At 37.3% G+C, this 25,576-nt stretch carries 23 protein-coding genes and 5 pseudogenes; 11 read left to right on the top strand and 17 right to left on the bottom strand.

Annotation, left to right across the window (positions count from 1 at the left end; all coding sequences use genetic code 11):
* Positions 1-654 (top strand): transposase (locus tag HYG88_RS13970; RefSeq protein WP_178883308.1); only part of this gene is annotated, 654 nt, incomplete at its 5' end.
* A gap of 69 nt (positions 655-723) precedes the next feature.
* Here HYG88_RS13970 and HYG88_RS15345 read toward each other — a convergent pair.
* From HYG88_RS15345 to HYG88_RS13960, 3 genes and pseudogenes are all read right to left on the bottom strand, one after another.
* Positions 724-807 (bottom strand): annotated as a pseudogene (locus HYG88_RS15345) (hypothetical protein); the annotation flags it as partial.
* Between the two features lie 224 nt (positions 808-1,031).
* Entirely contained in the window at positions 1,032-1,205 is a 174-nt protein-coding gene (locus HYG88_RS13965) for a cbb3-type cytochrome oxidase assembly protein (RefSeq protein WP_005159516.1), read from the bottom strand.
* 44 nt (positions 1,206-1,249) lie between these two features.
* Complete coding sequence (locus tag HYG88_RS13960; protein WP_005159514.1) at positions 1,250-2,074, bottom strand: hypothetical protein; 825 nt, start codon at positions 2,072-2,074, stop codon at positions 1,250-1,252.
* A 151-nt stretch (positions 2,075-2,225) separates the two neighbouring features.
* Between HYG88_RS13960 and HYG88_RS13955 the strand changes: the two are divergent.
* The 3 genes and pseudogenes from HYG88_RS13955 to HYG88_RS13950 all read left to right on the top strand — a co-directional run.
* Positions 2,226-2,542: pseudogene (locus HYG88_RS13955) on the top strand (cytochrome ubiquinol oxidase subunit I); the annotation flags it as partial.
* Between the two features lie 62 nt (positions 2,543-2,604).
* Positions 2,605-2,727: a hypothetical protein gene (locus HYG88_RS15340; protein ID WP_256731757.1), complete on the top strand. Its 123-nt coding sequence runs from the start codon at positions 2,605-2,607 to the stop codon at positions 2,725-2,727.
* A 61-nt stretch (positions 2,728-2,788) separates the two neighbouring features.
* Complete coding sequence (locus HYG88_RS13950; protein WP_178883307.1) at positions 2,789-4,201, top strand: PLP-dependent aminotransferase family protein; 1,413 nt, start codon at positions 2,789-2,791, stop codon at positions 4,199-4,201.
* Here the strand turns inward: HYG88_RS13950 and HYG88_RS13945 are convergent.
* Positions 4,198-5,261: pseudogene (locus tag HYG88_RS13945) on the bottom strand (helix-turn-helix domain-containing protein). The gene HYG88_RS13950 and the pseudogene HYG88_RS13945 sit on opposite strands and share 4 nt — an antisense overlap.
* 118 nt (positions 5,262-5,379) lie before the next feature.
* Here HYG88_RS13945 and HYG88_RS13940 point away from each other — a divergent pair.
* Both HYG88_RS13940 and HYG88_RS13935 read left to right on the top strand, forming a co-directional pair.
* The gene (locus HYG88_RS13940; RefSeq protein ID WP_005159507.1) at positions 5,380-6,096 is read left to right on the top strand and encodes an enoyl-CoA hydratase/isomerase family protein; all 717 of its coding nucleotides are present in this window, start codon (positions 5,380-5,382) and stop codon (positions 6,094-6,096) included.
* Between the two features lie 37 nt (positions 6,097-6,133).
* Positions 6,134-6,961, top strand: a complete 828-nt coding sequence (locus HYG88_RS13935; protein ID WP_178883306.1) for an NAD(P)-dependent oxidoreductase — start codon at positions 6,134-6,136, stop codon at positions 6,959-6,961.
* 131 nt (positions 6,962-7,092) lie between these two features.
* On the opposite strand, the pseudogene HYG88_RS13930 reads toward HYG88_RS13935, so the two are convergent.
* A pseudogene (locus HYG88_RS13930) lies at positions 7,093-7,555 on the bottom strand (IS1 family transposase); the annotation flags it as partial.
* Between the two features lie 170 nt (positions 7,556-7,725).
* On the opposite strand from HYG88_RS13930, the gene HYG88_RS13925 reads away from it, so the two are divergent.
* The 4 genes from HYG88_RS13925 to HYG88_RS13910 are packed head-to-tail and all read left to right on the top strand — an operon-like array spanning position 7,726 to position 9,967.
* A complete protein-coding gene (locus tag HYG88_RS13925) occupies positions 7,726-8,292 on the top strand; it encodes a nuclear transport factor 2 family protein (protein ID WP_178883305.1) in 567 nt (188 codons plus the stop codon).
* Between the two features lie 48 nt (positions 8,293-8,340).
* Positions 8,341-8,709: a roadblock/LC7 domain-containing protein gene (locus tag HYG88_RS13920; protein WP_178883304.1), complete on the top strand. Its 369-nt coding sequence runs from the start codon at positions 8,341-8,343 to the stop codon at positions 8,707-8,709.
* A 59-nt stretch (positions 8,710-8,768) separates the two neighbouring features.
* Positions 8,769-9,269 (top strand): chalcone isomerase family protein, encoded by a 501-nt coding sequence (locus HYG88_RS13915; RefSeq protein WP_178883303.1) that lies wholly within the window; start codon positions 8,769-8,771, stop codon positions 9,267-9,269.
* Positions 9,270-9,280: 11 nt separating this feature from the next.
* Positions 9,281-9,967, top strand: coding sequence for a response regulator transcription factor (locus tag HYG88_RS13910; RefSeq protein ID WP_005159494.1), 687 nt, complete (start codon positions 9,281-9,283; stop codon positions 9,965-9,967).
* 5 nt (positions 9,968-9,972) lie between these two features.
* Here the strand turns inward: HYG88_RS13910 and HYG88_RS13905 are convergent, their stop codons facing one another.
* The 10 genes from HYG88_RS13905 to HYG88_RS13860 form a co-directional block, all read right to left on the bottom strand.
* Positions 9,973-11,301: a HAMP domain-containing sensor histidine kinase gene (locus tag HYG88_RS13905; RefSeq protein WP_178883302.1), complete on the bottom strand. Its 1,329-nt coding sequence runs from the start codon at positions 11,299-11,301 to the stop codon at positions 9,973-9,975.
* 30 nt (positions 11,302-11,331) lie between these two features.
* Positions 11,332-12,381 (bottom strand): cyclopropane-fatty-acyl-phospholipid synthase family protein, encoded by a 1,050-nt coding sequence (locus HYG88_RS13900; RefSeq protein ID WP_178883301.1) that lies wholly within the window; start codon positions 12,379-12,381, stop codon positions 11,332-11,334.
* Positions 12,382-12,389: 8 nt separating this feature from the next.
* Positions 12,390-13,169: a DUF1295 domain-containing protein gene (locus HYG88_RS13895; protein ID WP_178883300.1), complete on the bottom strand. Its 780-nt coding sequence runs from the start codon at positions 13,167-13,169 to the stop codon at positions 12,390-12,392.
* A gap of 33 nt (positions 13,170-13,202) precedes the next feature.
* On the bottom strand, positions 13,203-14,402 hold the full coding sequence (locus HYG88_RS13890) for a cyclopropane-fatty-acyl-phospholipid synthase family protein (protein WP_178883299.1): 1,200 nt from the start codon (positions 14,400-14,402) through the stop codon (positions 13,203-13,205).
* Positions 14,377-15,192, bottom strand: coding sequence for a DUF1365 domain-containing protein (locus HYG88_RS13885; RefSeq protein ID WP_178883298.1), 816 nt, complete (start codon positions 15,190-15,192; stop codon positions 14,377-14,379). Before HYG88_RS13885 ends, HYG88_RS13890 begins: the two co-directional genes overlap by 26 nt.
* A 16-nt stretch (positions 15,193-15,208) precedes the next feature.
* A complete protein-coding gene (locus HYG88_RS13880; protein ID WP_178883297.1) occupies positions 15,209-16,483 on the bottom strand; it encodes an NAD(P)/FAD-dependent oxidoreductase in 1,275 nt (424 codons plus the stop codon).
* Entirely contained in the window at positions 16,483-17,469 is a 987-nt protein-coding gene (locus HYG88_RS13875) for an acyl-CoA desaturase (RefSeq protein WP_178883296.1), read from the bottom strand. Before HYG88_RS13875 ends, HYG88_RS13880 begins: the two co-directional genes overlap by 1 nt.
* A gap of 224 nt (positions 17,470-17,693) precedes the next feature.
* Positions 17,694-18,497 (bottom strand): sulfite exporter TauE/SafE family protein, encoded by an 804-nt coding sequence (locus tag HYG88_RS13870; protein ID WP_005159461.1) that lies wholly within the window; start codon positions 18,495-18,497, stop codon positions 17,694-17,696.
* Between the two features lie 106 nt (positions 18,498-18,603).
* Complete coding sequence (locus tag HYG88_RS13865; RefSeq protein ID WP_005159459.1) at positions 18,604-20,262, bottom strand: bifunctional protein tyrosine phosphatase family protein/NAD(P)/FAD-dependent oxidoreductase; 1,659 nt, start codon at positions 20,260-20,262, stop codon at positions 18,604-18,606.
* Positions 20,263-20,272: 10 nt separating this feature from the next.
* Positions 20,273-20,956: an MBL fold metallo-hydrolase gene (locus tag HYG88_RS13860; protein ID WP_005159454.1), complete on the bottom strand. Its 684-nt coding sequence runs from the start codon at positions 20,954-20,956 to the stop codon at positions 20,273-20,275.
* Positions 20,957-21,148: 192 nt separating this feature from the next.
* Here HYG88_RS13860 and HYG88_RS13855 point away from each other — a divergent pair, with 192 nt between their 5' ends.
* The gene (locus HYG88_RS13855) at positions 21,149-22,447 is read left to right on the top strand and encodes a sigma-54-dependent Fis family transcriptional regulator (protein WP_005159451.1); all 1,299 of its coding nucleotides are present in this window, start codon (positions 21,149-21,151) and stop codon (positions 22,445-22,447) included.
* Between the two features lie 47 nt (positions 22,448-22,494).
* On the opposite strand, the gene HYG88_RS13850 is transcribed toward HYG88_RS13855, so the two are convergent.
* Positions 22,495-24,960 (bottom strand): acyl-CoA dehydrogenase, encoded by a 2,466-nt coding sequence (locus tag HYG88_RS13850; protein WP_178883295.1) that lies wholly within the window; start codon positions 24,958-24,960, stop codon positions 22,495-22,497.
* A gap of 347 nt (positions 24,961-25,307) precedes the next feature.
* Positions 25,308-25,451, bottom strand: a pseudogene (locus HYG88_RS13845) (IS5/IS1182 family transposase); the annotation flags it as partial.
* Between the last annotated feature and the right edge of the window lie 125 nt (positions 25,452-25,576).

Below are 25,576 nucleotides of genomic sequence, written 5' to 3'. Positions count from 1 at the left end.
TTCCGAATTTATGACAAATCTGAGGGTAAAACCAAGAATGATTACTTTATGGATATGTTAAGTGAAGTACTTAGTTGGGGTGCAAAGATTCAATTTATTACAGGTGATAGTTGGTATTCATCGACTGAAAATCTAAAAACCATAAGAAAATATGGTATTCGATTTATGTTTGGTGTCGACAGTAACCGTAAGGTTTCCCCTGAAAAAGGACAATGGTTTCAACTGCGTTTATTGCCGAATTTTCATCAGGGTCAAGTGGTCTGGCTCAAAGATTTTGGCTTTGTACAATTATTTAAGACTCAGTTAAAAGAACAGCAGAGGTTTTATATTGTGTATCAAGATGAAGATGATTTATTGTCCTTTGAGGGTTTTTATGAATTACATTCAAGTCATTGGAAAATAGAACAATATCACCGAGTGATTAAACAGGTTTGTCATATTGAAAAGTTTCAGGTAAGACGATCTAAACTGATTTTGAATCATATTTTTGCAGCCTTGATGGCCTACGTCGAGATACAAAAGAACCAGTTTGAGCGGATCTTTGAAAATGTATATCGTTGGCAAAAGAACTTATTTAGACCAATCATCAAAGACTTCATTGATGACTTTATTCTCGATAAAAATCATCTGCTACCACAGAGAATCTATAAATGATAGTGCGTAAGTCCTATTTTAAATATCTTGCCTTTTTAGATTTCGAGCGACTCTCAGTAATGCGCCCTATCCACCTGCGGGTTGGATATAGGGTTCAATTCTGGCAAAATTAGTATTTTCTTGCTTATGAATGGTTTGTTCTGAGTTATCAATCATGTTGCCCTCATCTGAGCTATTTTTTAACATTTGCTACAGATAGGATTAACATGAATTATGCTTCTTTTCTATTCTTGATTTGTCTGATTCGATCAATTAGAGCGTTAAAATCTCTCTTGATTTTAACAATTACAACCAAGCCCAAAACAAAAAACTTACTGGCAATTGCTCAAAATCACCAGTAAAAGACAAAAACCAAGCTTAGGATTAAAAAACATAAGCTATTGCTTCGATTGAGCTGATGATTGTACATGAGCAGCATTTTGCTTCTGTTGCGATGGCATATAATCAGGTTGGTTGCTCACAGCCAGAAAGAAAAAGACTAAAAATAAACAACCCAATAAAATACTGATTCCAACCGCAAGGTATGGGAATCTTGATTGCTGTTGAGACATAAGTTCTGCTCCCATTGAAAGACTAAAATTTAATTCATAACAATTTACATAGTGGATAGAGCCTTAAAACTAGCGCCATTTTGAATTCGGGTTTGCATGTATTCGGCATAGACCGATAACTTTTCAAAAATATGTTCCGAATAGAACATATCCTCGATTAAATGTGCCGCTTGGGTCGGACTAAACTGACCAATCTTTGCGACTAGATTTGCATTAAGACTGGAAAACAAAGTACACAAGCTTTTGTGTGCTTCATCTTTGTTTTTAAATAGCAGCCTACGCATATCAATCAATTCATCATTGAGCATGCTTGGCCTACGATCAGCGTGAATCACATCAATTTTTACATCAAAATAATCTTCTAGGATTTGAATCTGTTGCTGATCTAAAGATAAATGTGTAACCAAGAAAATATGAAAAATATCCGTACGACACAATGCTTTGACTAAACAACGGAACAGAAAATCTTGCTCTGCTTTTGCATCATCGACCAGCTCGATATAAAGCTTGAGGCTGTGGATGACATCTTCGATTTTAAGATTGACACTTTTCTCAGCTTGATAGTATTGATTCAATATCTTAAGTACAGAGGATGAGACTGGCGTGGTATAAATCACAGGCTGATTTAAATTAGCAATCATAAATGGTGCAAATAAATAGGCGAGATTATTATCATTTTCCACTATTTCAGCTTGAGCAATATAAGCGACCTTCTCCTTAGAAAAATCTCTCAGTACCTTGCCCCTTAATAAAGTGGCTTCCAGATTTACATATTCTAGACTTAGCTGTTGTTGTACCGCTTGCGAAGGGACTTTGCTTTGAAAAAGCTGAGTCAACGCATTAAGTTCTTTAGTGATAAACATAGTCATACGCTATTCAGTCCGAATTAGTGTCATTCAAACGACTTACAATGCTTGATCAATATTTAACACACTGCATCGTTGCTTGATGCTATTTTGAATCAGGTACAAACAACTGAATAGCTACAGAGTTTCGCTAAAAAAATATAACAGATCATTTATGGATCTTGGTCTAACTGCTTTAGAATTAGCTCGAATACAGTTTGCATTTACTGTTTCATTTCACATTATCTTTCCTGCCACCTCGATTGGTCTCGCTTGTTTTCTTGCTATGCTGGAATGCAAATGGCTATGTAGTCAAAATCCCATTTATAATGCGGGGTTCCTCGGCATCATGCTCTTTGGTTGGGGACGGGTCAACCCCAAAGCGCATTTTTTGCTACCCTCATGGTTGCAATCGGCACCTGTATTTCCATGTTTTGGATAGTATCCTCTAACAGTTGGATGCAAACACCGCAAGACTTTAGCATAGAAAGTCGTACTGAGTATTTCGGAATAAAGTCCGTATTGGTGATGAAGGCTATCACTAGGAGCTTTGTATGAAAATAAAATCGCTGCATTTAAATCCAGCCCAATGGTTTATAATCTTATGGTTAGTCGGATTTTTTGCACTCGCCATCTTTGCAGGTCTATTTAGATTACTCTTGATGTTTGCTTATTAAAAAATGGGTGGAATAGCTTTTAGATGAGATCTATTCCATCAATACGGATTTACTTTATTTTATGTATAAATCAGAACAATTAGCACATAACTTGAAACTGCTTATTGAAAATGGTTCTTGGCAGCCACACACCAAGTTACCCTCTTTACGTGAGCAAGTACAACGATCAGGTTTCAGTCTGATTACCGTAATGAATGCTTACCAAGAACTGGAAGCACAAGGGCTGATTTATTCAAAAGAAAAGTCAGGTTATTTTGTGGCTGAGCAAAATCATATTCAGATTCCACAAGCCTATTCAGTGGTGTCTTTAAATCCAAAAATTGAAATTAACTCACTCGTTTTTAAATATCTCAAATCAATTCAATCTCCCAACGTCAGCCCCTTAGGTTCTGCCTTTCCAGACAGTCAGTTGCTGTATCCCCCAAAACTGATTCAGATCATGGGACAACTTTCCCGCAATCGCCATAGTTATGACCAAACTTCAAATTTACCTCCCGGTAATTTGGCACTCAGAAAGCTGATTGCGCAACGCTATTGTATGCAAGGCATTCCAACCGATGCAGATGACATTGTCATTACATCAGGTGGACTAGAAGCATTAAATCTTTCACTACAAGCGATTACACAACCTGGCGATTATATTTTATTACAACAAACAATTTTTTATGGTGCTTGGCAAGCTGCTGAACGTTTGGGTTTAAAAGTCATCACCATCCCAGAACATCCACAGCATGGCTTTGATATTGAAGCTTTTGAACAAGTCATCAAAAATTATCCAATCAAAGTCTGTTGGTTTATGCTGAATGCACATAACCCAATTGGTTTTACTGTCAGCGATGACATCAAATATAAAATCGCTAAATTGTTGCATGAACATCAAATTCATTTAATCGAAGATGATGTTTATGAAGAAATGTTTTATGGCAGCCAAAAACCATTGCCAATGAAGTATTTTGACCAACAAAATCTGGTATTACACTGCTCTTCTTTTTCTAAAACCTTAGGTTCAAGTTTCCGTATGGGCTGGGTCTATGCAGGTAAATTCTCTGAACATATTCAACATTTACAATTGATGAGTACTATTTCTGCCAATGCGCTGATTCAAAATGCGCTGGTGGAGTTCCTCTCTCATCATCATTATGAAAAGCATTTAAGAACTCTGCGACGTGCCTTAGAAAAGAATAAAAAGCAATTCTTTCAATATCTCAAACAACATCTACCGAAAGACTGTAAGGTGTATAACTATCCAAATGGTTATTTTCTCTGGATTCAACTCCCTGACAAAGTCAGTAGTATGCAAATCTATGAGCAACTGATTCAGCATCATATTGGTGTTGCGCCAAGTCCCTTATTTAATGTGTTGCCCTCACATCAACATTTTATTCGTATGAATTGTTCTTTTGAATGGACAGAACAAATTCAGCATTCGCTAGAGTTGTTCATTAGGACGATTCAACGTCAAATACCAAATTAATTCAGTTTGGATAGATTATTCTTGCGATACTGACTTGGTGTTTCCCCAAAGGTCTTTTTAAATGCACGAATAAAATTGGTGGCTTCTTCATACCCTACCAAGCCAGCAATATCCTGAATACTATATTGCTGTTGTTGCAGTAATTTCTTCGCTTGATTAAAACGAACCTCAGCCAAGATTTGCAAAAATGTGGTGCCCTGTGCTTGCAAATGCCGCTTAATCGTTCGTTCTGACATATTTAAACGTTGCGCAATTAATGTAAGTGAGGGATAACCATGACTGGAATGATATAACAACTCGGAACGAATACTTTTTTGTAAGTCCCGTGTACTTTCTTTTGCGAGTTTAAGCTTGTCATTTTCACAATACAAAATAGCCTGTTGGAATGCAACTTGATCTGCATTCAAATTCTTACAATGTAAATATTTTTTAGAAAATCGAAAACCATTACGTGGTTGATTAAAATGAATCTTTATCTGGGATAAATCAATTTTTTCATAATTCTGAGCATCTGCCCAATCCACAAAAACCTCACAACTTTCTGCAATTTTGTCAGAAAATAAAGTGAGAAAATGAATTGCTCCAAATAATAAACTTTCGATCAAAAAATGTCTTAACCGATCAGATTGTTCTGCATCACCTAATTTCACTGGATGAACATCATCTAGATAAACATAGATAAACGTTTCATCAATGTGCCATTCAGGGGTAAAATTTTGAATTCGAGTACAAAAATACTGCTGACAAAGGCTTAATGCCGTTTCAACATCCGCACAACTGAGAAATGCAAACCCTAAAGCCCCATGCGAAGTTGGACGTAACCTAAACCCATATTCAATCCCGAGACGCAGATTCCCCGTCAATCGTAACGCATTTACTACCATTTTGACCATTGATGCGCACTCATCTTGGCATCGGCTTGTTGCATTTCAGCCGGAATCAATCCCGTTCCATGCAAAACAATGTGTGCATCGATGCCATATTCATAAACGATTTCTAATAATACATGGGCATAAGAAACAGAGATGGTTTCTTGAAACAATCCAAAAGGATCACGCATGACACATCCTATGTCCTAAAATGATCATTAATATGGCATAGTCTCCCCTATTGAGCGAGCATTTTCTTCGAAATAATAACCTCAAGATTGATGACTAAAACAATGGGGAATTGCTGAAATGGCAAGCATGACACTCGATAAACAGCAATCGACCTATGTGCTGAATTTGACGAATGGCAATCAGGAAAATGCTTTAAATAAAGCGGTATTAGAAGAATATTTTGCTATTTTTGATGAAATTGAAAGTGATAAAAATAATGCCTGTTTAATTATTCGAAGTGAGCATCCTAAAACCTTTTGTAACGGCTTAGACCTTGCTTGGTTAATGCAACAATCGTTGGAAGGTAAAAAAGCCTTTACCCTGCAACTTGAAAATATGTTGCTCCGTTTAGCATTACTCAACTTACCTGTAATTGCTGAAATCGGTGGTAATGCTTATGCAGGCGGTGCAATTCTCGCGTCTGCTTGTGACTTCCGATTTATGCGATCAGATCGAGGACGTTTTTGCTTTCCAGAAGTCCATCTGGGCATTCCTTTTACAGATATCATTGCTGAAATTGTGCAACTACTTCCTAATCAACATGCAATTTGGGAAATGTCTTTGACAGGCAAAACCATGACAGGCACTGAATGTCTACAATCCCAACTCGTTCACCAAATTGAACCGATCGAAGCATTAAGTCATGAAGTGTTTAAATTTGCAGAGGATATGGCACAAAAACACCGCCAAACCTATGCCGTGATCAAACGTCAGCTCCGCCATCGAATTGTAGAGATTGCCAAGCAACGCCAACTCTATGATCCTGAAAAATTTGCTCACCCTTTTATGATCTAATTCAACGTTTACAACAACTCAAATCTAGGAAATATCAATGAATAATATGCAAGGAAGAACTGTTTTTATTACGGGCGGCAGTCGAGGTATCGGCAGAGCAATTGCGTTAAAAGCAGCTCAGGCAGGTGCGAATGTCGTGATTGCAGCAAAAACCGAAGTCGAGACCACTAAATTAACAGGTACAATTTATAGTGTGGCTGAAGAAATTGAAGCTGCAGGCGGCAAAGCATTGCCACTGTTACTAGATGTTAGAGATGAGCAACAAATTCATACCGCTATTCAACAAGCCGCCAAAGCCTTTGGCGGAATTGATGTGCTGATTAATAACGCAGGTGCAATTGCATTAATGGGGGTGGAATCCACATCGTTAAAACAATATGACTTGATCCAGACTATTAATCATCGTGCAACCTTTATCTGCGCACAAGCTGCATTGCCCTTTTTAAAGCAATCTGAAAATCCACATATTTTAAGCTTATCACCGCCTGTAAATATGTCGCCAAAATGGCTTGGGATGCTTGCACCTTATGCTTTATCTAAATACGGTATGACGATTTTGACTTTAGGCATGGCGGAAGAATTCCGTCACTATGGTATTTCATGTAATACGCTTTGGCCTGAAACTTATATCGCAACCGCAGCCGTTTCGAAGAATCTAGGCGAAGAAAATACCTTACAGGTCAGCCGTAAACCAGAGATCATGGCAGATGCAGCTTTTGCGATTTATAGCACGGCTAGAGGTGAACTTACAGGACAAAGCCTGACCGATGAACAAGCTTTGTCTCGTATTGGCATCACTGACTTTTCTCAATATGCATGTGTCGCTGGAAATACCAATTTACAGAAAGATTTCTTTTTAGATTGATCCAACAATGAAAAAACGACCTTAAAACATGTGTCTTAAGGTCGTTTCAAAAGCAAAGAAAATTAACCCGGGAAAATGCCACGCTCTTTACGTGCTTTTAAAATACGCTCACAACCTAAAATGAAGGCAGATTGTTTAAGCTTTTTCTTCAATCGTTGAACTGTAGCTAAGTCTCTTTTACCCCAAACATAAGCAACAATCTCACCTATTTCTCGATGGTAGGCGTAAATAAGCCATTGTTTATTATTTTTTATTTCCCACAAAAGTCCAAAACTCATCAACTTCAAGAGACTCATAATGACTTTGTTTAGGCTGAATTTGGTAGGTCGATTCGGTTAAAGTGCGTAAAACTTTACCGATACTGATTCGCTCAACTTCAGCGATATCTCGTATACCACTACCTCTGACCATCAACTGTAATATTTTTCGAGTAATGCTTGAATTACATCCTAGATCGCTCAGAACATGCTCACCAATAAACTGACGTTTACAGTCTTTGCACTGATAGTTTTGTTTCCCATCTACTTTGATGCCATTTTTCTTTATACTGTCACTGAGGCAGGTTGGACATTTGATTTCTAGAGTTATTCGCATTTCTCTATTTTATCAAAATTCAACCTGCTTTGTTTCAGCATACTTTTTGAAACACCACCAAAAAATTATTTTCTTAGGCTATGAATAACGTATTAGGTTTAATAATCAGTTCACATCAGATTCACATAACGCGCTCTAAACTATTTATAAAATGAAATGAGTTTACGAGCATGGCATTTATACGAACTTTAGCGGTTTCAACATTAGCCTTATTCTCTTTAGCTTCGTGTAAAAGTATACCAAGCTATTCATCTGACTACAGCAAAGCAAGTAAAGAAATATCAGGCATTGCTTTGACGCAAGAACAAGCGACTGAAATCGGTAAGCGGTTTACTTCAGCATTCAATACACTTGGAACACCAAGTTTTATTAAAAATGCAAGCCAACTTTATGCTAATGACCTATACATTAATGACACCTTATCCCAGTTTTCGAACAAACAAGATTTGGTAAAACATTTTTCAGGTATGAATGAGCATGTGAGTAACGTCAATGTCAAACTTATTAGTGCCACTTATCAAAAAGATTCAGCCTATATACATTGGTATATGGCTTATGATTTTAAAATGTTTGGTCGTAGTAAAACTATGGCATCGTATGGCATAAGCGAAATCAAAATCAACTCCTCTAGCCAAATAGTTTTTCAACAAGATTATTGGGATCCTGCCAATGGCCTATATCGTTCATTACCATATATTGGAAAGGGTTACTCTCTGGTTTTACCTTTCAAAAAATAGTTTAAAATTCGGCCATCATAAATTTGTAATAAGTCAAGGGTGATATATATGAACGATAATTTCTTATTAAATCAATTTAGTCACATTGATGGTTTAATCTTCCTTGCTGTGATAGATAATTATGATGGTGCTATATTAAAATCTATAGGAGATCATCATATAAATATAGATAGTGCTATACTTGAAGTTACCAATATATATAACATGCAAATAAAGCTAACACATCAGTTTGATCCAATGGATTATCTTGAAGGTATATTTATCAGTTTACACAATCAATATCATATGATTACTCCCCTTGAAAGTAATCAAAACCTATTTTTATATGCAATTTTAGATCATACTCTAACAAATCCTGCCTATGCACGTTACGAAATTGAACGTATTGAAAAAAATCTGAATTTTTATGCCTATTAAAAATATATCTTATTAAATAAGCTTTGAATTGAGTATTTCTTTGCACAATGGAGCTAAAAATGAATTCTAATTTAACGAAGAAAATATTTTTATTTTGTGCCATTAACTTAATAGTAGGTACTCACGTAGTGCATGCAAGTGTTCAAACTTGTCGGAATGCCCCACTAATTGTTACGGGAAAAGTTGTTGGTTCAGTGACATACTTTGCAGAGGATTGTAAAAAAAACTGGGAAAACCAAAACATACGCCTAGACTTTTCTTATCGTCAAAACATTCCTGAATGGGCATTTAAACGCGCAGCGACTCATTTTCTTAAGAAAAATATTGCAGACTTCTCAGATAACTCACCACTGAATAACATCACAGAATTATATCACCCTGTAAAAAAAGGTGATCTCTATAGCCTCAGCTACAATCAAAATAGCAATACACTTACATTATCTTTAAATCAAAAGACTCTCGGTGCGATTACAGATCAAAAAGCAAATCAGTATTTTAAAATTTGGTTTGGAAATTCACCTTTTAATGCTAAATTAAAACAACAATTACTTAATCCATAGTGGATATTATTATGAGCAACCAATTTATCCTGATGGTTGAAGACCACTATGAACTTGCGGCAACTGTATGTGAGTTTTTAGAGGAACATGGTTTTGTAATTGATCATGCGCGTAACTTGGATGCTGCACGTAATTTTCTTAAAACACAGGCATATCATTTGCTTTTATTAGACATAAATTTACCTGATGGCTCTGGTTACGATTTATGTGAATGGTTAAGAACAGAACAAGGTATGGATATTCCCGTGCTTATGCTTACCGCTCGTGACACCTTAGATGATAAATTGAAAGGTTTTGTTGCAGGCACAGATGATTATCTAGTTAAACCTTTTGATTTCAATGAATTAGTCATGCGTATTCGTGCCCTAATTAAGCGTTCATTAGGCGAAGTTTCCAAAAATAAAATTCAAATCCATGACTTAATTTTAGATAGCTCCACACAAACCATTATTCGTGCAGGGCAACACATTGAATTACCACGGATTCAATTTAAATTACTTAAAATTTTAATGAGAAACTCACCAAGAGTAATAACCAAACAAGAAATTATTATTGAGCTTTGGGGTGATGAAGAGCCTGAAAGCGATGCTTTACGTAGCCATATTTATAATTTACGTAAAATGGTGGATAAACCTTTTCAACAAAAACTCATTCATACGATTTCGGGTGTTGGTTTAAAAATCGCACTTGAGGATTAAGTGCTTTAATTCATATATACCACAACAATTAATCCTGTTGTATTCGGCAGTTCAAGGTCAGTATGTGTATTTAAATAATATTGACGATCGAACAACTCGACTCTCCAGCCTAGTTGCATACATAGTTTTTCTACTAACTGCAGACCTATGCCATGTCCTTTAGGATTAAGTTTTAGCTGACTACGACTTAACTCTCGAACTTTTAATTCATCTGGTAGGCTAATTCCAATGCCGTTATCAGCAATGATGATGCGATTTTTCTGTTGAATAATATGAATACTTGAGCCTTGAGAATAATTTAGCGCATTACGCAAAATATTGCTAAACACCATTTTTGTCATTGATGGATATAATAAACGTGTTGATTCTGAATCATCATACTGCACCAAGATCTCTATTCCTTTACTTTGGCTCACCATATCTAAATCGTGAACGAGATCAGTAATAATGGCAGATAATCGGGTTTGCTCAGCATTTAGGGTATTGGTCGTGTTACGTGCAATTGCAAGTAAAGTATCTACGAGTAATTGCATGTCCTCAATGGTATTTGCTATACGGTTCAATGATTTATCATTACCATATCTTGCTTGGCAGATTTGGACATTACCTTTCAAAATCGTCAAAGGCGTACGTAATTCGTGACTAACATCCCCCGTAAACTCGCGTTCACGATGAATAAACTCACTCAATACTTCATGGTACTTTTCTAATGCCTGTTTTAGATATTCTGCTTCCAAGTTGCCATTGGTACTAATATCTTGAAATGGAGAAGCCTCTTTACTTTGATGAACCCAGTCTATTTGTTCTAGCGCATTTGCAAGACGGGTAATCGGTGAGAAATAACGTTTCGCACGGCGATTTGACCACCATAAAATGCTATAGAGCACAATCAAACTAAACATTAATGGCGCAAGACCAAACATCCAAACAATTTTATTGACGTTACTTTCACCGAACACCAACAACACATGCTGACCATTGCGCTTGCCATAAACAGTCATACGATCTTTGCCATCTACAAAAATACGATGCACGCCTTGCTGTAAAGTCAAATCACGAAGTGGTTGCGGAGGCTTGTTTGATGACCAACGATAGCCATATAAATTTTTAGTGTCTGGAAGATCGGCATTTGGATTACGATCAACACGTATCCAATAATGTTCCATTTCTTGTTCAAGCGCAGTTTTTAGTAATGAACCTTTAATCACCCATGCGCTACAAGCAATACCAATAATAATTGAAAGTGCGATCAGCCCGATCTGCAACCAATAATAGCGATTAAACATCTCACCGAGTGGATGATTATTTCCGTCATTTTGTTTCGATCTAAACATTGGCTGATCTACTTGCAGAGCTGTCTTTAATTATACGACTTTCTTTTTAAACAGGAAGTGACCGACAACCCACTCTTGCCCTTGTTCAAACCCAAATAATTCTGCACAAGCCATAAAGAAAATACGCCAACGTTGCCACCATGCTTCTGCATCTTGAGCGTAAACTTGTTCAAAAAGTGGTTTTAATTGTTCGACATTGCGATCCATATTTTCTAACCAAGCATTCGCTGTTTTCTCGTAATGAGTACCCGACCATTGCCAATGTTTAAATAGCTCTAAATGATCTTGGAAATGTAAGAATGTAGACGTTGATGGCATCAGACCACCCGTAAAAAAGTAACGTGACATCCAATCATATTCACTTTTAATTTCAAATGGATAATGTAAGAAACGATGACAAAAAATATGACACCACAACATCCCATCTGCTTTGAGCCAAGACTGAATTTTCTCAAAAAGCTTTTGATAGTTTCGAACATGTTCAAACATTTCAACCGAAACCACACGATCAAAAGTATTCGCTTTTAACTCAAGCACATTAACATCACAGGTTAAGATTTCTACGTTGTTTAGACCACGCTTTTGAGCTTCTGCAAGAATATGTTGGCGTTGAGTAGCTGAATTAGACACTCCCGTAATTTTTGCATTTGGATAACGCTCTGCCATCCATAAGGTAAATGATCCCCACCCACAACCCAACTCTAAAATTTGTTGACCATCATGTAATTGAGCACGATCACTATATATCTGTAGTGCAAACTCTTCAGCTTCATCCAAATTTGTTCGATCATGGGGAAAAAAACATGCACTATATTTCAAACGTTTTCCTAGAACCGCCTGAAAGAATGCTGTAGGTAATTCATAATGCTGCTCGTTGGCTTTGTCCGTTTCGATCGCAATTTCACTGTGCTTTAACATATTAAGCACATCCATATAGCGCTGAGCACCTTGTTCAGGGTCATAACGCCCTTCTTGAATCAAACGCTTTTTACTCAATGCACGGATGGCTGCACGAATCGCTTGATCAGGAACTAAACCGCTTTCAACGAGTTTTAAAGATTTTTGAATAATAAAGTCCATGTGCGTACCTACTCTTTGGGTTTCCACGGAATAAACATTGAAGTTCGTTTTTGATAATCGAGATAATTTTGACCTCGATTTTTTAAGGCTTGTTGCTCACTAAATGGAATACCCGTGATGTAATACAAGAATAACCACATCAACACTGGATAGATCCACAAGCTTAATAATCCTGCCGCTACTCCTATGATGGGATAAGCAAACCAATGCAACCATTCAAAGAAATAGTTTGGGTGACGTGAATATCTCCATAGACCTTGATCCATTGTTTTGCCATGATTATTGGGATTTTGCTTGAAGCGATATAATTGTTGATCTGCAACTGTCTCACCGACGAATGCAACGAACATAATTAAACCTGCAATAATCAAATAATCATTGGTATCTATACTCCAAGACATGCTTGGCACATTGAGCAAGCTCCACGTCGGAATGCTAAATAAAATGGCCAATCCTGCCTGAAACATAAAAAAAGCAAAGAAACCTAAATGTTGATATTTTCCCATCGCCCTACGCATATTGGCATATCGTCTATCTTCCTCATGTTCAGCCAGATAACGCCGAAACAAGTGCAAGCTCAATCGTAAAAACCAAATCGAACTGAATATTCCAATAAACAACCTGACATTTAACGGAGCGATCTCAACAAACAATGCTGTCAGAGCAGTATTTAAAAAAATACAGAAACTCCATGCGACATCTACGATACCTGCACGATGGTTTACTGTCGCCCACAACCAACAAAGCGTCATCACTGCGGCATCAAGTAAAAACAATTGCCATATCATAACTGCCTCCTTGATGCTTATAATAATGAGGAATTAATAAGGACTTGCTTCAAATAACAGGTGTACATCGCTGATCACCCCTTCTTTAAAGCCACCTTCGCAATAGCAAAGATAGAAATCCCACATCCGAATAAAGTTTTCATCAAATCCCAAAGCCAAAACTTGTTCTTTAGCATTTAAGAAACGTTCACGCCATTGATGAATCGTCTCAGCATAGCTCAAACCAATATCTTCAAGATGTTTTAAGCGTAACTGTTGTTCAGATGCCGCTTGTGTTAAAACGCTGATACAAGGGATAAAGCTCCCTGGGAAAATATAGCGTTTAATGTAATCCACGGTATTCAAGGCTTTTTTATAGCGCGCATCTTCAATCGTAATAGCTTGAATCAATCCCAACCCGTTCGGTTTTAATATGGATCGGCATTTATTAAAGTAAGTCGATAGGTATTGCTCACCTACAGCTTCGATCATTTCAATCGAAACCAACTTATCGAATTTGCCTTCTAACAAACGGTAATCTTTGAGCTGAACATTGACACGATGACTGAGACCCGCATCGGCAATACGTTTGGTTGCTTCATCGTATTGTGCTTGAGAAATGGTGATCGTAGTCACTTTACAGCCATAATGCTGAGCAGCGTAGATCGCAAATCCGCCCCAACCACTACCGATCTCAACCAAGTGATCCATCGGTTTAAGTTGTAATTTTTGACAAATCAGCTCTTTTTTATAATCAGAAGCTTCTTCTAGAGTCATATCTTTGTGCTTATATACTGCACTGGAATACATCATTGAAGAATCAAGAAAGAGTTTGAAAAAGTCATTGCTCAGGTCGTAATGCTCTGCAATATTTTTTCGACTTCCTGACAATGAATTTTTACGTGTTTTGTACCAAGCTTTTAATACAAGTTGGCTGGCTTGAGAAATCACATTCTGATTAATCTTATCAAGCACATGACGGTTTCTCGCCAAAATTTGAATGACTTCAACGAGGTGTTCACTGCTCCAATAGCCGCGAATATAACCTTCAGCCGCACCAAGTACACCGTTTTTAAAAATCAGATCGATCAATTCTTTATTATGAATATCTATCGTAGCTTCTAAATCTGAAAGCTCTCCCACGGTACCATTCCATTCTCCACGAAAATGAATTTGACCATGACGAAGTTTGAGCAAGCTCCGAAGAACCAAAGGCAGTGAATCCTGTTCACCGAAAATAAGCGTTTTCATCATGTTGTTTTAAATCCTTATCTTTTTTAGGGTGCCGATAAAATGGAACTTTCTTTCGCCATAGATGAAAAGCTTGAAGGTAGATCGAAGCTAACATCTTGAAAGGTTCAAAGATATGATAAATAGCATAACGATTCAGTTGTGAAGGAACTGTGATGCTGGTTAAAGTGAAACGCATCGTTGCATCAAAGATAAATTTATCTGATTGATAAAGCTGCATATGAATCACATTTTGTTCATCTGAAAAGTTAAATCGCCATTTGTACTGAATATCCATTGGCATGAATGGAGACACATGAAAACTCTTTTCAAATTCGAACTCATAGCTTTTGAAATGACTGTGCTCTTTTAATTTTTGACGACAGTCATGCACATAAACTTTACGTTCATTCCAAGGGGTATTGGTGATTTCACTCAATATGAAAACAGGTTGTTTTTGAGGATTGAGTACAAAATAAAAGATGACTGAATTAAAACTAAATCCTAAAGTTCTTGGCAATGCGAGCACACGAATTTCTGATTGTGTCGATAAAATCGTATCGGCTTGCTGCAAAAGGATTTTCTTAATTCGTTCTCTGATCGAACCTGTATAGCCTTTTAGAAAATCATTTTCATAAAGATTTAAGATATTCCAACGCGAAGTTGAACAAAGCCATGAACGATCTAGGTTTTGATCGATACGATCTGGATCAAAACATAAATAGCTCAAACTAGACTCAAAATCGTGTGCTTTAGGATAAAAGCGCCGATGTCTAATCTGAGCTTTGGCTATGGAAAGTGAATCTTCAAACATGTGATCACCTCCAAATTTAGCCGTTCAATTTTAATAGTTCATCGACTACACGTTGAGCACTTCTCGCCCCATCTTCATGAAAGCCCCAACCCCAATATGCCCCACAGAATGAACTGCGGTTTTGACCATCGATCAAATCCCAACGCGCTTGTGATTCAATTGCTTTTTTATCAAAAACAGGATGTCGATAACGACGTTCGACATAAATCTTATCTTTTGCGATCGGCATATTCGGATTGAGTGTCGAGAAGATCTGAGTCTTACACGGTAGCTTCTGCAAACTGTTCATCCAGTAAGTAAATCCATAGTGTACTTGATGAGCTTTGCTATTTTTTTCAGGTTTTTCTTGAGCAGTGACATGCACATGCCAACTTGCCCATTGAGATTGACGCTTCGGCATAATCGAAGTATCGCGATGTACCACCATAAAGTTATCTTGATAATCAAAACAACCTAATACATCTCGCTCATCTGCCGAAGGATTTTGAATAAGCTTTAACGTATCATCAGCATGACTCGCAAACACAACCCAATCAAAAGTTTCTTGTTCTTGATTCGTGACAATATGAACTAAATCATTTTCACGAATCACTTGTTGAACTTGCGCTTTTTTCCAAATAATTGATGGACAAGCTTTTTGAATCGCTCGTATATAAGAAGCTGAACCACCTTTGACCGTCTGCCATTCAGGGCGGTCTTCCAATTGCAACATACGATGATGTTGAAAAAAGCTTACGACAAATTTATAAGGAATATTTCCAACTTGATCCACTGGGCTTGACCACAATGCACCACACATTGGATATAAATGTTCTTGGCGAAATACCTCTGAATAATCATTTTGATTCAGATAGTCTTCGATACTCAGTTCAGCGTTGCACTGATCTAACTGAATATCTTTATTGTCTTGATAAAAGCGAATCAAGTCGGACAGCATGGTCCGAAATTTCTTATTTAAAAAATTCTGAGGTCGCGTTAATAGTGACCATTTTTTTGATGGATTATATTGAAGCCCTGTCACTTGATTGTTGACTGAAAAGCTCATGTCACTATTCTGTGCTTCCACACCTAATTCGGCAAGCATGGCGCTAAATAGAGGATAATTATAATCATTGAATACAATAAAACCGCTATCTACAGCAACGTTTTTACGTTCAATCCAAAGATCATGTGTATCCGTATGTCCACCAAAATACTGTTCTTTCTCAAAGATAGTGACTTCATGCTGTTTTGATAATTTCCACGCAGCGTATATACCTGAAATACCAGAGCCTACGATTGCAATCTTCATCAAGACTCCTCGCTTTGAATTTTACTCGCGTTTATTTTGAGATTTAATTGATGACTTTTATGGGTGTCATAAATACGTTGTGGTACAGGTTTAATTCCCCAAATCAAACCGAAAAAAGACATCATTTTTAAAATGTAATAAGTAATGTCGATTTGCCACCAGAAGAAACCTTGCCGAGTACTCCCCGCATAATAATGATGGTTGTTATGCCAACCCTCACCCAATGTAATAATCGATAAAAATAAATTATTTCGACTATTATCCTTCGTCTCGAAGTCTCGACTGCCATACAAATGCGCAAGTGAATTGATACATAAAGTCGCATGAATCAGCAAAACAGTTGAAATCACAAATCCCCATACCAATAGCTGTAAGCCTGAAGTACCTAAACTCGGATAAGTAATACTCAACCACTCACCTAAACCATAAATTGCAAAAGCAGTGAACAAGACCACAGGTAAACTAAAACGGTCTAACCAAACAATTTCAGGAAACTTTAGCCAGTCTTTAATGACTTCTTTTCGTGTAGAAAAATTCTGTTCATTTAAAAACCATCCAATATGACTGTACCAAAATCCATGTGTAGATGAATGCGGATCGTGATCTGTGTCAGTAAAACGATGATGATAACGATGATGAGCTGCCCACCATAAAGGCCCTCGCTGTGCACTCATGGTTCCGATCAACACAAAAAAGAATTGTATTGGACGCGAAGTTTGAAAGGTTTTATGCGAAAGATAACGATGAAAAAAAGCAGTGATCGCAAACATACGAATAAAATAAAAAAACAGCATGAATGCTATAGCAAACCAAGACACACCCACCCAAAAAACTGCAAGACAAGCGATATGCAGCAAAATGAATGGTAAAATTCTAATCCACTGAATCTTGGTATCTTTTGAGCTTTCTTGAAAAGGAATATGCTGTTTATCTAAAGTATCAGTCAGTGACCAACTATCCATCCATCGCAGAAAAAATTTAAACATTGATTCTTCCTGACCCAATCTCTTTTTATATTTATGATATTAATAGAAATCATATGAAGTTTATGTGAAGCATCCTTTTAGGCATGCTAGTGAACTCTTAGCATCATAATACAAAATTACATAGGAAACATAAATTTATATATTTTTTAACCTAAACTCAAAACCTCATCGTTTGAGTCTAGGCTCAGTTTTAGAAACTAAAAGTCAAATAGATAGCAATATAATTAAAGTGAAATCATGGGCAAGATTTTCGATACGCTTGAAATCACCAAATAAATCGCAACACAAATTACCACTACAGCAAATACCTCTTGTACCGTTTTGATATCAATCAGGCTGATTAATCTTCTGCCAATTAGCATGCCGATAATACAAGCCACAACAAAGCTAACAGTTACAACGATTGGATACTGAAAGCCATCTATGATGTGTATTGAAATACTTACACCACCAATTAAGAAAATGATCATCAGTGACGTTGCAACGATACTACGCATATCTAGATCAGTGACTTTACGCAAAGCTGGCACAATCACGAAACCGCCACCAACTCCTAATAATCCAGTTAATAGACCTGCAATTATGCCTATAATACCCAACACTGAAGCAGTTTTAACATTCCAAATCAGTTGCCCTGTTGATTGATTCACCTTACACGGTGGATCTTCAAAATCATTCACCTTATTGAAGAAAATACGATAAGCCACAATCATCATCACGATACTAAAACCAAGGCTTAACCAAACTGGAGAAATAATACTCGCAAGATGAATCCCGTAACGTGCTGATGGCAAGCTGATTAAAGCGATCCATATTGCGGCACGATAACGTACGATTTTCTTGAATAAGCCTTGAACCATGCCAACAAATGCAGCAAGTGTTACTGCCAACAAACCTACTGGTGCAGCTTGAGACACCGTCCATCCTTGACTCGCCATCAATGCTGGTACAGCCAAAATACCGCCACCTGCGCCTGTCAATCCAAGTAAACATCCGATCGCAAGACCTTCTAAGACTAATAACCACATGATATGCAATGTCCTCGTACAAGGATGAACCCATTTCTGGAGAAAATACTGCCCTAACTCAGCTCTGAATCAGGACTAAGTATTTGATTTATTTAAGCTGAATAAACTAAAGTTTTGGCTTCACCAGCCATTCACGACCTTTGAGCATTCCATCCCAATACATCGGCGGTAGAATTTGCTCTTTTAACAGCCATGCAAGCTGTGAAGGTTTTTGCCCATCGAGCAACCACTTAGGGAAACTAGGTAACAGTTTTCCGCCATAACCAAATTCTGCCAACACAATCTTTCCACGCTCAACTGTGAGCGGACAAGATCCATAACCGTCATATTGCGCAAAATTCTGATTGCCTTTTAAGTACTGCAATACATTCACTGCAACAATAGGTGCTTGCTTTCGTGCAGCTGCTGCCGTTTTCGCATTTGGTGCATTAGTGACATCACCCAAAGCAAAGATATAAGGATACTTACTATGCTGTAAGGTATGCTGATCAACACTGACCCAACCTGCCGCATCAACCAAGTTACTCGCTCGGATAAAATCAGGTGCTTGCTGCGGAGGAACAACATGAATCATGTCGAAATCAGTTTCAATTACTGAAGTATTTTCCCCTTCACTGACCTTAAACCAAGCTCGCTTTTGGCTTCCATCGACTTTAATCAATTGATGATTAAAGTTTAAATTGGCATTGTAACGTTTAATGTATTCCATCAAAGCTGGAACATAAGCTTGTACACCAAATAACACCGCACCTGTATTATAAAAATCAATTTCAATATCTTTTAATACACCTTGTTTTTGCCAATAATCAGCTGACAAATACATTGCTTTTTGCGGAGCACCAGCACATTTAATTGGCATAGGTGGCTGTGTAAAAACAGCTTTACCCTGTTTCATATTACGAACCAAGTCCCACGTATAGGGTGCAAGATCATAACGATAGTTTGAAGTCACACCATTTTTACCTAGCGTTTCAACTAAACCTTCTATTCCATGCCAATTTAATTTTAAGCCCGGACAGACGACTAATACTTCATAGTTAATCGGCTTACATCCCTCTAATAAAACTTGTTTATTATCAGGATCAAAAGCTGCAACAGCCGCCTTAATCCAATGAACTTGTTTAGGAATCAGACTCGCCATTGTTCTTACCGTTTTTTCAGGAGCGAATATCCCACCGCCCACCATCGTCCATCCTGGTTGGTAGTAATGAATTTCAGCAGGATCAATCACGGCAATATCTAAATTCGATTGACGAGATAACAAACTTGATGCTGCTGAAATACCCGCTGCTCCCCCACCGACAATCACCACAGAAAAATTCGGTATATTGTTTAACTGAGTTGGATTTTGCTTCAAAATTCGAGGGACTAAACCTTGTAAATCGTAGCCCAGTGATTTTGACTGCAACAACATCTGATCAATGGTAAGTTCAGCCACTTGAGACAGTGCCCATAAGGTAATTGATCGAGTTCCTGAACGGCAAAATGCTAGTACAGGTTTTTGGGATTTTTGATAAAGTGACTTAAATTCAATTGCTTGTTCATCTGTCACCCGCCCACTTACAACAGGTAAATATTCCAATTGAATCCCATGGCGTATTGCAGCTTCTTGGATCTCAATAATATTTGGCTGGTCAACACCTTCACCATCAGGGCGATTACAAATAATCGTTTTGATTCCCTTGGCTGCAATTTCAACCAAATCAGATTGATTGATCTGCGCAGATACCCAAAATTCAGGGTTAACTTGTTTTAAGTCACTCACAATTTTCCCCTTATTTCCCACACGCTTTATTGGCAGGCAGGGCTATATCAATCTTTTTAGGATATGGAAGATCAAGATTTTTCATAATTTCTACAAAATCTTGTTTGCTACGTCCATGACCTAAACGAGAGTTCGATTCGCGTTCATGCCTTACAGTTGAAGACAAACGACCTTTATAATCATGTCCTGGGTAAACGATCGTGTCGTCAGGTAAAGTGAATATCTGTTGGTGGATACTGTCGTATAAGGTTTCAGCATTGCCTTCTTGGAAATCAGTACGACCACAACCATCTATCAGTAATGCATCACCAGTAAACACCATATTGTCAATGACATAGCTTGTGCAGGCATTCGTATGTCCAGGGGTATAACGTGCTTCTATTAAGCATTCACCAACACGGATCGCACTGCGGTCAGTGATAAAAATATCACCACAATCCACGCCAGAGTTACGATGTAAAACTGTTTTACAGCCAAAACGTGCTCTGAGTAAATTTGCAGCCGTAACGTGATCTGCATGAACATGCGTATCTAAGCTGTAAACTAACTTGAGATTCAACTGATTCAACATTTGTTCATAACTTTCTATTTCAGAAGCAACTGGATCAATCAGTACCGCTTCACGTGTTTGTTCAGATGCAACCAAATAAGTATAAGTTGAACTTTCTTTTTCAAAAAATTGATGAAATATCATTTCAATTTGTCTCGATATGCTTGGTTATATTCTTATTTTGCAAACTAAGTGCCAACTTTATGCAATACAAATTATATTCAAATAAAACAATATATTAATTGATAATATTTAATTTTAAACAAAATCCCTATTTCATTAATGTTGCACAATATGTTTCAATTGTTTCAAATGAAAAACATTCGATGAAACACCATGCACCAAGCGATTGATTTTGATACTCAAGCTGATTTAGAGAGCTTTTTGTTTAAATTGCAAACTCTAATGTTAGATAGTTCCTTTCTTATCTTAGATCAATCTAAGCAGCGTTTTGTGTATGAATTCAACGATAAAAAAATCAATAATTCGTTATTTCAAACTTTAAAAAAAACAATACAACATCATGAGCTTGAAATCGGACGACATATGATGAGTGATGCAGCTCAATCCATCGAGCTGTTTTGCCATCGTCATCCTATTAGAATTATCGATCAGCACTTTGAGGGAACCTTATATTTATTACAATCCACTCAAGTTATACAGAAAATAAAACAAGATCAAAACATCCCAACTTTAGAGCAGATTTTTCATAGCCACTCGCCAGAAATGCAACGCATGTTTTCCATTATTCAACGTGTTGCAGTTACAGAATTCCCAGTTCTAGTTCGCGGTGAATCTGGTAGTGGAAAAGAACTGGTTGCGCAGGCTATTCATGATCATAGTCAGCGGAAAAATAACGTATTTATTGCCATTAACTGTGCAGCTTTAAATGCCAATATTCTGGAAAGCGAATTATTTGGTCATGTTAAGGGTGCTTTTACAGGGGCGATTCGAGAACATAAAGGCGTATTTGAACGTGCTGCAGGCGGAACACTTTTTTTAGATGAAATCGCTGAAATTCCATTAGAACTTCAAGCAAAATTATTAAGAGTTCTTGAGACTGGTGAATTTACACCTTTAGGTGGAGAAAAATCGATTAGAGCGAATGTCCGTATTATCACCGCTACTCATCGAGCGTTACGAGAAGAAGCTCGTCTTGGACGCTTCCGTCAAGATTTATTATATCGACTGCGTGTTATTCCAATTTTTGTTCCACCACTGCGTGATCGTAAGCAAGATATTCCATATATTGCAGATTATATTTTATCTGAACAACACAATGTTTTTGGTACATCGACTAAATTATCTAATTCAGCATTACAAACCTTAATGCAATATGATTGGCCCGGAAATGTCCGTGAATTAAAAAATACGCTCCTTTACGCACTGACCATGGCAAGCGAGAAGTCTGAAATAGATGTTTGCGATTTACCCGATGAAATTATTGATAAGCAACATATTCCACCTTCAAATTCAATCATTGAAGATGAACCATTACTGATCTCGGATAAAATCAATAAAGAAACGATACGGAAAACATTAATCCAATATCAAAATGATCTTTCACTCGCAGCAAAAGCACTGGGTATGAGTCGAACCACACTTTGGCGCTATCGTAAAAAATTTAATTTATAAAAAAAAAGCGAGACTTGGATATCTCGCTTTTTTATTGACCACCTTATCTAACTTTTCAAATGAGGGTTCTCAAGAGACAGGTCATTTTCTAAATGCTGATCAAATATATCAGTCAGCATACTGTCGTAGCGTTTAGCATTATATTTTAAAAGCTGTTCCGCTTCATTTGCAGTAATAAAACCCACTGCAACTGCATCTGTAATATGTTCCTCAAAAGTCAGTCCTTTAAACTGATCTTTAGATTCAGCTTTTTTAAACTTATCCCAAAGCGGCTGCAATGTTAGTAACATTTGGAAGGTTGATTCCATGCGCCCCATCACATCTGTTTCATCGGTTGTGTAATAAACATGTTTTTTCAATTCCGCTCTAAAAGAATTTTCTTTAAGTAGTAATTGAGCAACTTGTTGTTTAAGTTCATCCGATGGTTTTGTGACTGGTCGACCAAATGGGAAACTGATTAATTTCACCAATGTCGCAGCAATTTTCACAGGGAAATTTTCATACAATCCAAAGAATGCTTCCTGAGCATTATAGAGAGCCTTATTTAATGCTAATTCTGCATGTTTTTGATCCGACTCAGTTCTTTGTCCATGCTCATAATAATTAAGAATCGCTGTTGCAATAAATAAATGGGCATGAATATCTGCTAAACGACCTGAAAGCATTTCCTTACGTTTTAAATCTCCAGCCAATATTCCCAATGCCATGTCTGCCGTCAAAGCAAAATCAGCACTCATACGATTGATCATTGCATAATATGGTTTTGAGAAATCATCAGCCGATGAAGAGCCCACTTTACTGCCCCCTGTGAGACCAAATGCAAGCGCTTTTGCAGCACGATTAAAAGTATAAGCAAGATGTTTAAATAACAAGGTATTGAATTTTTTTAGAGCACTCTCTTTATTGTCTGATTGCAATAATTGCAGTTCTTCAAATAAATACGGATGGCATCTCATGGAACCTTGACCGAAAATCATCAAAGAACGCGTAAGAATATTTGCCCCTTCTACCGTAATTGCAACAGGTATGGATTGATAAGTTAAAGCCATAAAATTACGTGGTCCTAGCTGAATCGCACGTCCACCAACGACATCCATACCATGATTAATCACTTTTCTCATAGTTTCAGTCGCATAGTATTTTGCCATAGCTGTCATGACGGCTGGAGTCCCACCCTGATTCAAACCACAAGTCACCATATATCTAAATGACTCAAGCATATAGGCATCACTGGCAATATCACTGGTTGCCTCTTGCACACCTTCAAAATGCCCAACTGACACTTTAAACTGTTGTCGAACGCTAGCAAATGCACCCACTAAAAGGTAACTCATCTCAGCCGCAGCAGTCGCCAATGCTGGTAAAGAAATACCACGACCAACGCCTAGACATTCCATCAACATGCGCCAACCTTTACCTGCATTTTGTTGACCGCCAATAATCCAGTCGATTGGAATGAAAATGTCTGTTCCTTCCACAGTTCCATTCATAAATGGCGCACCAGGATTATGGCGTGCACCTATTTTTATGCCTTCATGACTTGCAGGTATTAATGCACAGGTAATACCATATTCACTTTTACTTTTATCACCTAATAGACCATCTGGATCGTACAACTTAAACGCCAAGCCAATTACCGTTGCAATCGGTGCAAGCGTAATCCATCGTTTAGAAAAATTCATTTTTAGACCCAGAACTTCTTGTCCTTGATAAGACCCATAACAGACTATACCTGTATCTGGAATCGCTCCCGCATCAGAACCAGCTTCTGGACTGGTTAAGCCAAAGCAAGGAATTTCTGTACCATTTGCTAAGCCGGGTAAATAACGTTGCTTCTGTGCAGTTGTACCGTAATGTAGCAATAGCTCACCTGGACCAAGCGAGTTGGGTACCATACAACTCACTGCCGCAGTCAATGAACGTGATGCTATCTTGCTCATAATGCGGCTTTGAGCAAATGCTGAAAATTGTTTTCCCCCAAATGATTTTGGAATGATGAGTCCTAAAAAACCTTTATCTTTAATAAACTGCCAAACTTCAGGAGGTAAATTTTTATCTTTGTGGTGAATTTTCCATTCATCAAGCATGGAGCAAAGTTGTTGAACTTCATTGTCTATAAAAGATTGTTCTTCAACTGAAAGTTTTGGATATGGATATTGATCGAACTTTTCCCAATCAGGCGCTCCCATAAATAATTCTTTTTCCCACCAACTTGTACCTGCTTCCAAAGCCTCTCTTTCTGTAATACTCATGCTAGGCATTGCTTTGGAAAGAATATTAAATGCAGGTTTAGCAATTAACGCTTCACGTAATGGTGCAACAAGTAAAATAATACTCATTAAAATGATGGGAATACCAACCACTAAACACCAAGGTGTAATAAAAATCGCGCATAGAATCGCAATAGCGATAGCCAAAATACTACCAATTGTTCGATTGAGTTCGAAATAAAATGCAGCCCACAACACAAAAAACTGAATCAACAAGCTAAGCAATATCAATACGAGAGTCATAATTACTCCTTTGCCTTCAACTTGAACTGAGAAAGATGATTTATTTGAATTACTTCATGTTTAAATTTAGATGGAAATAGGTGAAAAAAGCGTGAATTTTTATTCTACAGATTGGATTGATTTTTTTTTAAATTCGCTACCCAACATTACACAACCGCATCAAGATAAAACCTCTTGCGAAAGTCGTTATTGCAAGTTTATCTGGCTTACTAGTGCAGCGAGGTTTTGTTGCCAAAAGTTTGAAATAGAATGCTACCCTAATTGAGCTAAATTCAAGTGATAACCTGGATATGATATCAATCTAATTATTTGAATTTATTAAAAATTTATACATATGCATGAATCTAATTCATCTGACTAGGAAAACTCCTTGCTGTGAATTTATCACCTAATAATTTGATGAAATGCATTTTGGTTTCCACTAAACTTCGATGATGATAACCAGACCATTTTTTCCAAAGTGACCTACCTAGCCTTTTGACTGTTTTTACTTTGTACACGACAAAAAAAGACAACTCATTGAAATAATGGCATAATACTTGTTTTCTGACGACGAATATGATGACACATTTCAATGAGTTACATCTCATCTTAAACAAATATCTAAAGTGGAACA

This window comes from Acinetobacter sp. SwsAc4, from assembly GCF_013391535.1.
Classification (GTDB): Bacteria; Pseudomonadota; Gammaproteobacteria; order Pseudomonadales; family Moraxellaceae; genus Acinetobacter.
This window is presented reverse-complemented; position numbering and strand designations above follow the sequence as displayed.

What these genes read in the sequence shown, in the direction of transcription:
- HYG88_RS13965 (WP_005159516.1), bottom strand. Translation starts at nt 1,205, where the DNA reads ATGTCTCAACAGCAATCAAGATTCCCATACCTTGCGGTTGGAATCAGT.
- HYG88_RS13960 (WP_005159514.1), bottom strand. Translation starts at nt 2,074, where the DNA reads ATGACTATGTTTATCACTAAAGAACTTAATGCGTTGACTCAGCTTTTT.
- HYG88_RS15340 (WP_256731757.1), top strand. Translation starts at nt 2,605, where the DNA reads ATGAAAATAAAATCGCTGCATTTAAATCCAGCCCAATGGTTTATAATC.
- HYG88_RS13950 (WP_178883307.1), top strand. Translation starts at nt 2,789, where the DNA reads ATGTATAAATCAGAACAATTAGCACATAACTTGAAACTGCTTATTGAA.
- HYG88_RS13940 (WP_005159507.1), top strand. Translation starts at nt 5,380, where the DNA reads ATGGCAAGCATGACACTCGATAAACAGCAATCGACCTATGTGCTGAAT.
- HYG88_RS13935 (WP_178883306.1), top strand. Translation starts at nt 6,134, where the DNA reads ATGAATAATATGCAAGGAAGAACTGTTTTTATTACGGGCGGCAGTCGA.
- HYG88_RS13925 (WP_178883305.1), top strand. Translation starts at nt 7,726, where the DNA reads ATGGCATTTATACGAACTTTAGCGGTTTCAACATTAGCCTTATTCTCT.
- HYG88_RS13920 (WP_178883304.1), top strand. Translation starts at nt 8,341, where the DNA reads ATGAACGATAATTTCTTATTAAATCAATTTAGTCACATTGATGGTTTA.
- HYG88_RS13915 (WP_178883303.1), top strand. Translation starts at nt 8,769, where the DNA reads ATGAATTCTAATTTAACGAAGAAAATATTTTTATTTTGTGCCATTAAC.
- HYG88_RS13910 (WP_005159494.1), top strand. Translation starts at nt 9,281, where the DNA reads ATGAGCAACCAATTTATCCTGATGGTTGAAGACCACTATGAACTTGCG.
- HYG88_RS13905 (WP_178883302.1), bottom strand. Translation starts at nt 11,301, where the DNA reads ATGTTTAGATCGAAACAAAATGACGGAAATAATCATCCACTCGGTGAG.
- HYG88_RS13900 (WP_178883301.1), bottom strand. Translation starts at nt 12,381, where the DNA reads ATGGACTTTATTATTCAAAAATCTTTAAAACTCGTTGAAAGCGGTTTA.
- HYG88_RS13895 (WP_178883300.1), bottom strand. Translation starts at nt 13,169, where the DNA reads ATGATATGGCAATTGTTTTTACTTGATGCCGCAGTGATGACGCTTTGT.
- HYG88_RS13890 (WP_178883299.1), bottom strand. Translation starts at nt 14,402, where the DNA reads ATGATGAAAACGCTTATTTTCGGTGAACAGGATTCACTGCCTTTGGTT.
- HYG88_RS13885 (WP_178883298.1), bottom strand. Translation starts at nt 15,192, where the DNA reads ATGTTTGAAGATTCACTTTCCATAGCCAAAGCTCAGATTAGACATCGG.
- HYG88_RS13880 (WP_178883297.1), bottom strand. Translation starts at nt 16,483, where the DNA reads ATGAAGATTGCAATCGTAGGCTCTGGTATTTCAGGTATATACGCTGCG.
- HYG88_RS13875 (WP_178883296.1), bottom strand. Translation starts at nt 17,469, where the DNA reads ATGTTTAAATTTTTTCTGCGATGGATGGATAGTTGGTCACTGACTGAT.
- HYG88_RS13870 (WP_005159461.1), bottom strand. Translation starts at nt 18,497, where the DNA reads ATGTGGTTATTAGTCTTAGAAGGTCTTGCGATCGGATGTTTACTTGGA.
- HYG88_RS13860 (WP_005159454.1), bottom strand. Translation starts at nt 20,956, where the DNA reads ATGATATTTCATCAATTTTTTGAAAAAGAAAGTTCAACTTATACTTAT.
- HYG88_RS13855 (WP_005159451.1), top strand. Translation starts at nt 21,149, where the DNA reads ATGCACCAAGCGATTGATTTTGATACTCAAGCTGATTTAGAGAGCTTT.
- HYG88_RS13850 (WP_178883295.1), bottom strand. Translation starts at nt 24,960, where the DNA reads ATGACTCTCGTATTGATATTGCTTAGCTTGTTGATTCAGTTTTTTGTG.